Genomic DNA, 12,071 nt, shown 5'->3' with positions numbered 1-12,071 from the left:
TTAATTGAGAGGGACAGATGTCAAATCATCGTTTTGAAATTACGTCGGGATCGGGCCAGCAACTTGGGGCGAACTTTGATGGCAAAGGCGTAAACTTTGCGCTGTTTTCTGCCCATGCAGAACGCGTGGAGCTGTGTCTTTATGACCCAAGCGGAAAAAATGAAATAGCCAGACTGGATTTGCCCGAGTTCACACATGAGATTTGGCACGGTTACGTGCCCGGCTTGCAGCCCGGCGCGCTCTACGGCTATCGCGTTTACGGTCCTTACGATCCGGAAAACGGCCATCGGTTTAACCCGAATAAACTCCTTGTCGATCCCTATGCCCGCGAACTGGCCGGGGACATCGCATGGAATGAGGCGCACTTCGCTTATGACCTGTATCACGAAGACAAAGATCTGACGTTCGACGATCGCGACAGCGCCCCCTTCACGCCAAAATGTCGCGTGATCGACCCCAACGAATTTGACTGGCAGGACCAAAACCGCCCGCAGGTTCCCTGGTCTGAAACGATCGTCTATGAAACGCATGTGAAAGGCTTTACCCAGTTGAACATGGCGCTGCCGCCTGAAATGCGCGGGACTTACGACGGCATGAGTCATCAGTCCACGGTGGGCTATATCAAGAGCCTGGGTATTACCTCCGTCGAACTGTTACCGGTGCACTGGTTTCCGGACGATCAGCACCTGCTGGATAAAGGGCTGAAAAATTTCTGGGGTTATAACTCGCTGAACTTTTTTTCTCCGGCGACACGCTATTTTGGTCCGCGAGGCATTCAGGGTTTCCGGGATATGGTCCGCGCCTTCCACGACGCGGGCATTGAGGTGATCCTTGACGTGGTTTATAACCATACTGCGGAAGGCAATGAACTGGGGCCAACGCTGTCCTTTAAAGGTATTGATAACTTCTCTTATTACCGCACCTTACCCGATCAGCATCGCTATTACATTAACGATACCGGCACAGGAAACACCGTAAACACCTCTCATCCGCGTGTGTTACAGATGGTGACGGATTCACTGCGCTACTGGGCGGACTCTATGCATATCGATGGTTTCCGTTTCGATCTTGGCACCATTCTGGGCCGTGAACCGGAAGGCTTCGATCCCCGCGGCGGCTTCTTTGACGCCATTACGCAGGATCCCCTGCTTTCACGCTTAAAACTGATCGGTGAGCCTTGGGACATTGGCCCCGGTGGTTATCAGGTCGGCGGCTTTCCACCGGGCTGGGCGGAGTGGAACGATCAGTATCGCGATACCGTGCGCGATTACTGGAAAGGAAACAATGTCCCGACCGATTTTGCCGCCCGTCTGCTTGGCTCTGGCGATCTGTACGATCAGCGCGGACGTCGTCCCTGGGCCAGCGTTAACTTTATCACCGCGCACGATGGCTTTACGTTGAACGACCTGGTCTCCTACAACGAGAAGCACAACGCCGACAATGGTGAAGACAACAACGACGGTCACAACGATAACCGGTCTTATAATTATGGCGTGGAAGGCCCCACTGACGACGAAGGCATTAACGCCGTTCGCGAGCGCCAGAAACGTAACTTCCTGGCCACGCTGTTTTTCTCCCACGGCACCCCGATGCTGCTGGCAGGCGATGAGTTTGGCCGCAGCCAGATGGGAAATAACAACGGGTACTGCCAGGACAGTGAAATTTCATGGGTTCACTGGGATAACCTGCCCGCTTCGGCCGAAGCCCTGCGTGAATTCACCCGTCATGTGATTTCACTGCGCAAAACCCAGCCGCTGTTACGGCGTGAAAGCTGGCGCGACGGGATGGAAATCAAGTGGTTCAATGCCGGCGGCGGCCTGCAGCAGGCTGAGCAGTGGGACGAAGGTTCAACGCTCGGTGTCTACATCGGCCGACCCGATCTGCAACATCAGGATGGCGTCTGGTATGACGTGCTGATGCTCATCAACCCGTTTGAAGGTAATGTGCCCTTCCAGATCCCTCAGTTCGGTGAGGGCGGCTGGGTGCTGGAACTTACCACCAGCGATACCAGCAAACACGGGATGGTGATCACCAAAGAGAAGGACTTTGAACTGGAAGGCCGCAGTATGGCGCTGTTCAGAAGGCCTTAAGGACGCCCGGCGCGGCGCGAACCGGATGCGTAACGGTTAAACAATACGCATCCGGTACCGTTGCGCTTGACCTGGGCCGCAGGGCTGCCAGGCTGAACAGGGTTAAAACAGTAAGCGACGCCATTAAGGAGGCAAAATGTCCAGATTTACAGGTAAAATCGTTGTAGTGACAGGAGCCGGATCAGGAATTGGTGAAGCAAGCGCCAAACGCTTCGCACAAGAAGGCGCATCTGTCGTGTTGGTTGGCCGTAATCAGGATAAGCTGCAAAAAGTCCTGGCACAGTTGCCCGGCGATGGCCATATGGCAGCGGCCTGCGACGTGGCTGAGGCCGATCAGGTAAAAGCGCTGGCCGCCCGCGTTGAAGAAAAATATGGCCGCATGGACGTGCTGGTTAACAATGCCGGGATTATCGTTCAGGGACGCATCCACGAGATCGAACCCGCTGACTGGAAGAAGCTGATGAGCGTCGATCTCGACGGCGTATTCCACTGTGTGCACTTCTTTATGCCTGCCCTGCTGAAATCGAAAGGCAACGTAGTGAATATTTCGTCGGTATCAGGATTAGGTGGCGACTGGGGCATGAGCGTCTATAACGCGGCCAAAGGCGCCGTTACCAACTTCACTCGGTCACTGGCCATGGATTATGGCGCGGACGGCGTGAGAGTGAATGCGATTTGCCCGGGCTTTACCTTCACCGAGCTGACGGAAGCGGTGAAAAACGATCAGGCCCTGCTTGAGCGTTTCTATGACCGCATTCCGCTTAAACGCGCAGGTGAGCCTGAAGATATTGCTGATGCCATTGCCTTTATCGCCAGCGATGACGCACGTTATATTACCGGCGCAAATCTGCCGGTTGATGGCGGCCTGACCGCTTCGAACGGACAGCCTAAACAGGCGTAATCATCACAGCGCCGTAGTTTTCGGCGTTAAGCTGTAATTTTCGGCGTTAATATTAACAGGCGTGAGCGTCACGCCTGTTAACCAGGTAATAATGTGCACCCTTCTTCGCGGTTATTATTATTTCACCTTCACACATTATTTCTTTATATCGCGCTCACGCCTCAGGCGCAGTAAACCGATATCTCCGCCGCGCGTAACGTTGGCGCTGACGTCCGTAATATTCAGGAAGACTTAGGTGTATGTCGCGTCGGCATGGCCCGATTGCGCGATGCCAGACTCCGCCCGGCAGTGGGACAGACGAAAGGGCTAAGGCAGGCGGTGCAGAGAATCGCATCCGGGTGATGGATTTTCGCGACCGTTAAGGCCTGTTGCCGGGTGTAGAGTGAACCGATAAATTCACTTCCACGGCTGTTATCCAGCTGGCTACAACCTTCTTTATGAATTATCCATCCGCCTCGGGTAAAAGGACATACGTAATAGTAGCTTGATTTAAGCATAGGACTGCCCCTGCTGGTCGCTGTGTCAATCAGGACGATAAAAAGAGTGATGTAAGGTTTTATTTAATAATGTAGCGTTGTTAACCCTAGCTGAGAATTATCCCTAAAACCACAGGGATAATGACAAAACAGGGGTTTTGAGATTTATTCGCAGCGGGGTCACTGACTTACGTTAGCATCTTATCAGACTCTGGCTGCTGAAAAAGGCGCCAGGTGCAAGATCAGAGTTGATACTTTAATCATTGTGTTTACCTCTCTCCTTCGACGTTTTGGTTAAAAAAACATGCCAAATCAGGCTACTGCTGTTTTCTTTTCAAGAGTAGCAGTCAGGGAACGAGGATAATTTGATTACCCCAGGTAACCTGAGAATAATACTCATCGGTGTCATTTATTAACGGACCATAACCTGCAAAAAAGATACGTCTATTCAATACCTAACCACTGAAGTGCTGATATAATAGAAACAATGCGTAACACGCTGGTAATGAACAGAATAATAAAAAACCTGTTTGCCCCCGCCATGGTCTGTTATCCACCCCATGGATCGATCGTGTTAAACCTTCTGTGACAACGGAACATCACAGGTAAGCGCCCCCTGTGCCGTGCTGGAGAAATGCACGGCAAGGACACATTTTGCGATGGTATTACAGCAGGATTAGGCTCCGCCTGATAAGCGATCTGGCAATGTGTGCGGTAAAAAAACAAGAATCTGGAAGACTTTATGTTGTCTACAATTATCTATCGCAGTCACATCGCTGACCATGTTCCGCTTAAGATGCTGGAGGGATTAGTCACCAAGGCTAACAAAATTAATGAATCATCCAGCGTCACCGGTATTTTATTGTTTAATGGCACCCACTTTTTTCAGCTCCTTGAAGGTCCTGAACGTGATGTGCTGGCGGTTTACGAACGTATTTGCCGCGATACCAGCCATCATAATATTGTGGAATTAATGCGCGATTATGCCCCTGCGCGACGTTTCGGCAACGTGGGCATGGAGCTGTTTGACCTGCGGCAATACGATAAAACCACGGTGCTTAATGCGGTGCTGGAAAAAGGCACCACCAAATACCAGCTGACCTATGAAGATCGGGCGCTTAAATTCTTGCGTACCTTTGTTGAAGCGCGCGAGAAAGAAAATTATTTTGAAATTCCCTCAGCAGACAGCTGGGATTTTATTCAGGATGAGGCCGAAACCCGCGAAGGTGATGTTGCCATGCTGAATCAGGAAGGCGTAAATTTTGCTTTTCAGGCCATTATTGATCCCTTTGCACGCAAAATTGTTTCCCTTGAAGCGCTGCTTCGCGGCAATCAGGGTGAAACGCAACAGCACTATTTTTCCCGCCTTGATCCGGATGATATCTACCGCAACGATTTGCACTCTAAACGCACGGCCTTTGCACAGGCAAAGGCGCTCGGCCTGGATGATATGGTGCTGTCGATCAATCTGCTGCCGATGTCGCTGGTGCTTGTTCCCGACGCGGTCGACTTTCTGCTGACGGAAATTCATGCCCACCAGCTGGTGCCGGAGCAAATTGTCGTTGAGTTTACCGAGAATGAGATCATCTCTCGTCCTGACGAATTTGCCGCCGCGCTGAAACAGCTCAAAGCCGCCGGTATCAGCGTCGCGCTCGATGATTTTGGCGCGGGTTATGCCGGGTTATCACTGCTTACCCAGATCCAGCCCGATAAAATTAAAATCGACCGCAGTATTATTAGTAACGTGCACAAGAGTGGCCCGAAGCAGGCTATCGTCCACGCGATTTTAAAATGTTGTTCATCGCTGGAAATTACCGTGATTGCAGAAGGGATTGAACAGCCCGAAGAGTGGATGTGGCTGGAAGCCGCCGGCATTTCACAGTTTCAGGGATTCCTGTTTTCCTGGCCGAAATTAAATGGCGTATCTTCCGTTTCCTGGCCCGAGCTTAAATAAACCCTGGCTCCCGCAACACAATAAATTTTCATTCTCTCTTGCCGGACATAAAACGTGCTGCTAAATATTAGTAGCACGTTTCAGATTGTGTCATTGCGCTGCAATATTAGACGTGCACGCTGTTTTTTAAATTATCGATGATGTTAAGCAGTCAGATGTTCAGTGTTAAAGACCGACGCAACGCGCCCTGTTAAGGCGTGCCCCACAGGTATAGCATTTGAGGGACTGAATGAAGCAAATCATCCGCGGTGATAAAGAACCCGTCCATATCGTTGCCGCCTCGCGCGCGCTGGAAGCCCATATGTCTCGTTATGGTGAGGGAAATAAATACCATCCGGTTATCTATTCAATTGCCTATCGCAGCAAATACTACCAGGTTGAAGTCATTACCCGGCGTGAAACCATCGTGGCAACCGTCATCACGGGCGTGCGCAAGTTAACGCATCTGCCTGGCGTGGCCTGATTCGTTTTACGCTGTTCTAAAAGGGGACAGATTCAGTCCCCTTTCCCCTGTCGCATGAACAACGGATTGGCGGGATAAATGGCGCCAATCACGCTTTTTTCGCGTGCGCCGGTGACCGCAGGCAAATTTCCGGGCAGGCCGGACAGGGTGCGAAACGCCAGCCAGGCAAACGCCAGCGCTTCCATATCATCCCCGTTGATACCGATCGTATCGGTTGTCGTCACTTCGGTACCCGCAAGATGCGCCGCCAGTCGCGCCATCAGTAACGGATTGCGGCTTCCCCCACCACAGGCCAGTAAACGATCGCATCCGTCATTGAGTTGCACCTGTTGCGCGATGCTGACGGCGGTAAATTCATTAAGCGTAGCCTGAACGTCCTGTGCGGCGATGCCGGGAAAATGACGCAGATGTTGTTCAAGCCAGCCCAGGTTAAACAGCTCCCGTCCGGTGCTTTTAGGCGGCGGCAACGCGAGCCAGGGCTCGCGCAGCAACGTATCAAGCAGGGTATGACTGACTTTGCCACTCAGCGCCCACTGGGCATCTTTATCGTAAGCTTTGCCCTGATTACGCCATATCCAGGCATCAAGCAGCATATTGCCAGGCCCGGTATCAAACCCGCGAACAGGCTGCCCCGGGATGAGTAAGGAGAGATTCGCAATCCCGCCGATGTTCAGCACCATGCGACGTTCGGTGGCATCCATCATCAAGGCCTGATGGAAGGCCGGCACCAGCGGAGCGCCCTGCCCGCCCAGCGCCATATCACGCCGCCTGAAATCCCCCACGACAGTAATGCCGGTCGCGGCAACAATCTGATTGTGATCGCCAATTTGCAGCGTATTCGGCGCTGCGCTCTGTGGCTCATGCCATACGGTTTGCCCGTGACAACCGATCGCCGTGATATCGCCAACTTCAAGGGATTCACGGCGCATCAGGGTCAATACCGCCTCAGCAAACAGCTGCCCCAGCCGCGTATCAAGCTGTCCTAACTGCGATAGCGTCAGGGCCTGTCCCTGGCAAATGGCCAGAATAGCCTGACGCAAATCCGGTGGCATGGGATGACAGTAGCTGGCCTGCTGAGCCACCATATTTTCGTCAATGGCCGCCAGAACCACATCCACACCATCAAGACTGGTGCCCGACATCACGCCGATGTAGCGTCCTGATTTCATAGCCGTTCCTTTTCATTAAGGTGAAAATGGTGTTACGCGCGTTAAGCCTGACAAAAAATTGCGGTTAAATCCATGATTAATTTGTTTTTAATCAATAAATTGCCTGTGAGTTAACGCCTTGGAACTTTTTTTCTCATCGATTGAATCATTGTTAAAATTTAACGGTCTATGCTGGCGTCAGCCATGTTTTATACCGGCAAAGGTCAATTCTCCAGTTTTCTGTCTTATACTGTTTACAGGATTTCGCGAGAGATAGGCGCATTCTTGAATAAAGGAGTTTTCAAATGATTAAGCGTGTAATTGTGGTCGCTTTGACTGGAGTGATGCTTGCAGGTTGTAGCAATACCGATACGTTGTCGGGCGATACCTACAGCGCCAGTGAAGCCAAACAGGTCCAGAGCGTTTCATACGGTACCTTAGTGTCCGTACGTCCGGTTAAAATTCAGGGCGGCGATGACAGCAATATCATTGGCGCTATCGGTGGTGCCGTACTGGGTGGATTCCTGGGCAACACGATTGGCGGCGGTGCGGGACGCAGCCTGGCAACAGCCGGCGGTGCCGTACTGGGTGGCGTTGCGGGCCAGGGCGTGCAAGGTGCGATGAACAAAACAGACGGTGTTGAACTGGAAATCCGCAAGGATGACGGCAACACCATTATGGTGGTGCAGAAACAGGCCGCCAGCCGTTACTCTGTAGGACAGCGCGTAGCGATGGCGACCGATGGCAGCCAGGTCACCGTTTCTCCACGCTAATACAGTAACCCACCGACGCCGGTGACTGGCACTGTGCGTCGGTATTACTTTTCTTTGTTCTGTAGTTCGAGAATATTCTTCTCAAGGCGCGCAATCAGCGAGACCATCTGATTGATCTCATCGCGGCTGATACCGGTGAGAATATCGTCACGGGTAATGTCAATCACGTGTTCGACCTGCTGAATAACCGGCTCAGCCTGTTGTGTCAGCTTAATGCGTTTGGCACGGCGGTCATGTGCGCAGGTGGTTCGGGTAATCAGCCCTTTTTCTTCAAGCTGATCTAAGGTTCTGACCAGCGAAGGTTGTTCGATACCGATGGCTTTGGCTAACTGAATTTGTGACTGCTCAGGCGGTAACTGATGGATATTGTGCAGCGTAACCCAATGCGTTTGGGTTAAATCGAGTGGCTTCAGGCGTTGATCGATCAGAGCCCGCCAGATGCGCACCAGTCTGGACAGGTCCGTTCCGAGTGGGGTATCCATGTTATCTCCTTATAATTAGTCGGCTAGCTATCAGGCTGCATTGTATAGTATTTTGCAAGCCGGAAGTTAAATTACTAATCACTAAGTAGACAGTTTCGGCTGAAAATATTTCACTAACCTGTTCCAGAGTGCATCCCCATAATGGATATCATCAGCAACGGATTTCTCAGTGTTCACCCGCTTACGGAACTGATTTTCGGTGCGTCACTTTACTTTCCTCCCCTGTTTAAAGCGGTGCTAGCCGGTTTTTTTCTCTGGCTGCTGATTCACCCACTGCTGCGCGGCTGGCTCGCCTCTGGCGACGTCTGGCATCCCACACTCTTTGATCTTTCCTTATTTGTGCTGTGCGTGACGGCCTCACTCTGGCTGATGGATCACGGATGAAAACGATGAAATTTTCCGGATTAAAGTACTTTTCAACGCTGATTGTTTTTACCCTTGCGCTGCTCAGTGCCTGGTGGGCCTGGAATTACTACATGCAGTCGCCCTGGACACGAGATGGAAAAGTGCGTGCCGAGTTAGTGGATATCACGCCGCAGATTTCAGGACGCATTGTGGCATTGAAGGTGACAGATAATCAGTTTGTTCACAAAGGCGAAACGTTGTTGACGCTGGACCCCGTCCCCTGGCAAATCGATCTGAATAAAGCCGATGCGCAGCTTAGCCAGGCAAAAGCCGATCTCGCTAAAGCGCAAAACGAGTTCAGCAGGCGAAGCCGGCTGCCGCGCAATACCATTTCAGGTGAAGATCTGGATGTTGCCCGTCTGAACGCCGATGCCGCACTGGCCAGCGTGAAGGCGGCACAGGCACAGCGTGATCAGGCGCAATGGAACCTGCAGCAAACCACCCTCACCGCCCCCACGGACGGTTGGGTGAGTAATTTAACCCTGCGCCCCGGCAACTACGCCAGCGCCGGTACGCCGCTTTTTGCCCTGGTCGACAACCACTCTTACTACGTCGTCGGCTACTTTGAAGAAACCAAGCTGCGCCACATTCATCCTGGCGCCGCAGCCAACGTGGTGCTTTACAGCAGCGGCGCGCAGTTGACCGGTCAGGTAGAAAGCATCGGGCGGGCTATCTACGATCAAAGTCTGGAGGCAGATAACGGTTTACTGCCGGATATTAAACCGAACGTGCCCTGGGTTCGTCTGGCGCAACGTGTCCCTGTCCGTATCCGCCTCACATCGCTTCCCGATCGCGCGCTGTTGATCGCCGGTACAACCTGCACGATTACGATAGCACCATGAATCTCAACGGGCTGGCCTGGGGAAACCTTCCCTGGGTAAAGGCGGATCGCAATCAATGGCGCTATGCGTTACGCAATGCAGGCGCGATGTGCCTTGCGCTGAGCATTGCCTATGGTTTGAACCTGGACGAGCCTTACTGGGCCATGACCTCAGCAGCCGTGGTAAGTTTTCCTACCCTTGGCGGCGTGATCAGTAAAAGCCTGGGCCGCATCGTGGGTAGCCTGTTGGGGGCGGCCGCTGCACTGTTGATTGCAGGCCATACGTTAAACGAGCCCTGGCTGTTCACCCTTTATATTGCCGGCTGGCTGGCGCTGTGCACCTGGGTGGCAAATCACTATCAAAATAACGTGGCCTATGGTTTTTCGCTGGCGGGTTATACCGCAGCCATTATTGCCTTCAGCTGTGTCAACCTGACGGACATCACCAGCCTGTGGGAGATTGCTCAGGCGCGGGTATGTGAAGTGATTTCCGGGCTGCTGTGCGCGGGCTTTATGATGATGCTCTTACCCAGCACCTCTGACGGCGATGCACTCATCCACGCGCTAAAACAGATGCACGCCCGCCTACTGGAACATGCCACGCGCCTGCTACAGGACACCCGTAATGACGAGATACGCAGCGCCCATGAAACGGTGATTGGTCAGATCCTGACCATGAACTTATTACGCATCCAGGCCTTCTGGAGCCATTATCGCTTTCGCCGCCAGAATAACGTGCTGAATTACATCCTGCATCAGCAGTTGAGACTAACCAGCGTCCTGTCCAGTCTTCGTCGTATGCTGCTGAACTGGCCCGATGCACCTGAGGCGCTGTTTGAGGTGCTGAAGGCTATCATGCAGGAACTGGCCAAACCGGACTGCAATAAGTATCGGCTCGCGGCGTTGTTGCGCACGATTACGCCTGCCAGCGAAGGGGATTATCGACAGCGGGCGTTCTGTCAGCGGCTGCGCTACTTCTGCTGGATGTACCTCAACGTATTGCGCTGGATACGACTGCTGGAGCACGCCGAGGCGGATACCCGCTTTCAACCACCGGCCGTATCTGCGCTGGCCAGTGAGAGCGATAGCGCAGAGGCAGGCTGGAGTGCACTGCGCACTTTTACTGTCGTGGTCGCGGGTTGCGCATTCTGGATTACGACGCAGTGGTCTTCGGGCGCATCGGCGCTCACCTTCACGGCGATCGCCTGCGTGCTTTACGCCTCGGCTCCCTCACCCACAGGCAGCATTACGTTATTACTGAAAACGCTGTTGTGGCTGTTTGCATTTAGCTTTGTGTTTAAATTCGGGCTGATGGTGCAGTTTAATCAACTATGGCAACTGCTGGCGGTGTTATTTCCCTTGTTGCTGACCCTGCAACTGTTCCGGGTGCAGCAGAAACAGCGGGCCGCCATGTGGGGACAGTTTATTGTTTTTCTGGGATCGTTTCTGGCCGTGACCAATCCACCAGACTGGGACTACCAAACGTTCTTTGACGGCAATATCGCCAAAATTTGCGGCGTACTGCTTGCCTGGCTGGCGTTTCAGCTACTGCGCCCCAGTTCGGATAGCCGCCGCAGCCGACGCCATATTCAGTCTCTGCGCATGGCTTTTCTCGATCAGCTTCGCCCCCGGCCCCATTTGAGTCAAAACCGCTTCGAGTCGCTGATCTATCACAAGATCGGCCAGCTCAGCAGCAGTCGGGATGAAAAAGCGCGCGTCTGGCTACTGCGCTGGGGCGTGGTTTTGCTCAACTGCTCACACCTCGTCTGGCAGCTGCGCGAGTGGACCACCGAATCCGCCGTACTGAATCAGTATCGCGTGCGCGCGATGCAGGATCTGCAACATGTGATGAGCCTTCGCGGTGTTCAGCACCGGCAACTTGATGCGGCACTGGATGCGCTACAGACGATGACAGATGAAACGATCAGGGAAAATACCCGGGAAGCCGGAACGCTTGCCGGATTGTTGTGGCGCTTACGTTGTTCGCTGGAACAGCTGAAACAGGCCATTCCCGACTGACTACTGACAGTACTGCTGATGCTGGCGGTTAAAATCATCCTGCAGTTGCTGTACCGTTTTTTGTCCTTCGAATCGCGTCTTATCCGCCTCAGAAACCGGCTCAATAACCAGCGCTTTTTCATCCGGGGAGAAAATAAAGCGCCGGGAAATGAAGGTGCCAGTGAAGCTTTTCCCCGTGATGCCGCCGCAAATCATCACCGTATTGTGGTGATAGATCGTGGTATCTGTGAAATTGGTTTCCGTGGCGCTACGCAGAACATTTTGGCAATGCGATGCTTCAAGTTTTTGCACCACGTCCCGACTCAGCCGCTCACGGCCTTTCGCGATATGTTCACACCGAATCCGTGCAGGATTGGTATCAATGGTACGCTGGAGCTCTCGCCCGGTTTCGGTTACCAACTGCGTATCATTGGGTTTATCACAGCCTGCCAGCAGCAGGCACAGTAACCATGCGCCCTTCCATTTCATTTACCCTGCTCCTCAGGTTGTCAGGCTTTATGACGGGAATCAGTATCATAGGGGGGAATGAAGGCATGATGC

The 12,071-nt window shown here is 52.9% G+C and carries 12 protein-coding genes; 8 read left to right on the top strand and 4 right to left on the bottom strand.

The features are described 5' to 3' along the window. Positions 1-17 precede the first annotated feature (17 nt). The gene (gene glgX, locus QLG08_RS21825) at positions 18-2,090 is read left to right on the top strand and encodes a glycogen debranching protein GlgX (protein ID WP_013025627.1); all 2,073 of its coding nucleotides are present in this window, start codon (positions 18-20) and stop codon (positions 2,088-2,090) included. Positions 2,091-2,226: 136 nt separating this feature from the next. After that, the gene (locus QLG08_RS21820; RefSeq protein ID WP_013025626.1) at positions 2,227-2,991 is read left to right on the top strand and encodes an SDR family oxidoreductase; all 765 of its coding nucleotides are present in this window, start codon (positions 2,227-2,229) and stop codon (positions 2,989-2,991) included. Between the two features lie 221 nt (positions 2,992-3,212). On the opposite strand, the gene QLG08_RS21815 is transcribed toward QLG08_RS21820, so the two are convergent. Further along, positions 3,213-3,488, bottom strand: a complete 276-nt coding sequence (locus tag QLG08_RS21815; protein ID WP_014605943.1) for a hypothetical protein — start codon at positions 3,486-3,488, stop codon at positions 3,213-3,215. A 721-nt stretch (positions 3,489-4,209) separates the two neighbouring features. Between QLG08_RS21815 and QLG08_RS21810 the strand changes: the two genes are divergently transcribed. Both QLG08_RS21810 and QLG08_RS21805 read left to right on the top strand, forming a co-directional pair. Next, positions 4,210-5,421, top strand: a complete 1,212-nt coding sequence (locus QLG08_RS21810; RefSeq protein ID WP_014593617.1) for a diguanylate phosphodiesterase — start codon at positions 4,210-4,212, stop codon at positions 5,419-5,421. 229 nt (positions 5,422-5,650) lie between these two features. Then, complete coding sequence (locus QLG08_RS21805) at positions 5,651-5,884, top strand: DUF4060 family protein (RefSeq protein WP_006119000.1); 234 nt, start codon at positions 5,651-5,653, stop codon at positions 5,882-5,884. 32 nt (positions 5,885-5,916) lie between these two features. Here QLG08_RS21805 and anmK read toward each other — a convergent pair whose 3' ends face one another. After that, positions 5,917-7,053: an anhydro-N-acetylmuramic acid kinase gene (gene anmK / locus QLG08_RS21800; RefSeq protein ID WP_238493320.1), complete on the bottom strand. Its 1,137-nt coding sequence runs from the start codon at positions 7,051-7,053 to the stop codon at positions 5,917-5,919. A 284-nt stretch (positions 7,054-7,337) separates the two neighbouring features. Here anmK and slyB point away from each other — a divergent pair, with 284 nt between their 5' ends. After that, positions 7,338-7,805 (top strand): outer membrane lipoprotein SlyB, encoded by a 468-nt coding sequence (gene slyB, locus QLG08_RS21795; protein WP_013025623.1) that lies wholly within the window; start codon positions 7,338-7,340, stop codon positions 7,803-7,805. A 44-nt stretch (positions 7,806-7,849) separates the two neighbouring features. Here the strand turns inward: slyB and slyA are convergent, their stop codons facing one another. Next, the gene (gene slyA / locus QLG08_RS21790) at positions 7,850-8,287 is read right to left on the bottom strand and encodes a transcriptional regulator SlyA (RefSeq protein ID WP_013025622.1); all 438 of its coding nucleotides are present in this window, start codon (positions 8,285-8,287) and stop codon (positions 7,850-7,852) included. Between the two features lie 141 nt (positions 8,288-8,428). Between slyA and QLG08_RS21785 the strand changes: the two genes are divergently transcribed. Genes QLG08_RS21785 through QLG08_RS21775 form a run of 3 tightly spaced genes read left to right on the top strand, consistent with a single transcriptional unit; the run spans position 8,429 to position 11,531 of the window. Further along, positions 8,429-8,671, top strand: a complete 243-nt coding sequence (locus QLG08_RS21785; RefSeq protein WP_013025621.1) for a DUF1656 domain-containing protein — start codon at positions 8,429-8,431, stop codon at positions 8,669-8,671. A gap of 5 nt (positions 8,672-8,676) precedes the next feature. Next, a complete protein-coding gene (locus QLG08_RS21780; protein WP_196492565.1) occupies positions 8,677-9,534 on the top strand; it encodes an HlyD family secretion protein in 858 nt (285 codons plus the stop codon). Further along, positions 9,531-11,531 carry an FUSC family protein gene (locus QLG08_RS21775; RefSeq protein WP_089517376.1) on the top strand — a complete coding sequence of 667 codons (2,001 nt, stop codon included), beginning with the start codon at positions 9,531-9,533 and terminating at the stop codon, positions 11,529-11,531. The genes QLG08_RS21780 and QLG08_RS21775 overlap by 4 nt, the downstream gene beginning before the upstream one ends. On the opposite strand, the gene QLG08_RS21770 is transcribed toward QLG08_RS21775, so the two are convergent. Further along, the gene (locus tag QLG08_RS21770; protein ID WP_014593614.1) at positions 11,532-11,999 is read right to left on the bottom strand and encodes a hypothetical protein; all 468 of its coding nucleotides are present in this window, start codon (positions 11,997-11,999) and stop codon (positions 11,532-11,534) included. It lies immediately after the preceding gene. Positions 12,000-12,071 lie beyond the last annotated feature (72 nt).

The sequence above is a fragment of the Pantoea sp. V106_11 genome (genome assembly GCF_029967885.1).
Classification (GTDB): domain Bacteria; phylum Pseudomonadota; class Gammaproteobacteria; order Enterobacterales; family Enterobacteriaceae; genus Pantoea; species Pantoea ananatis.
The sequence above is the reverse complement of the archived record's forward strand: the minus strand, read 5'-3'. Positions and strand labels throughout refer to the sequence as shown.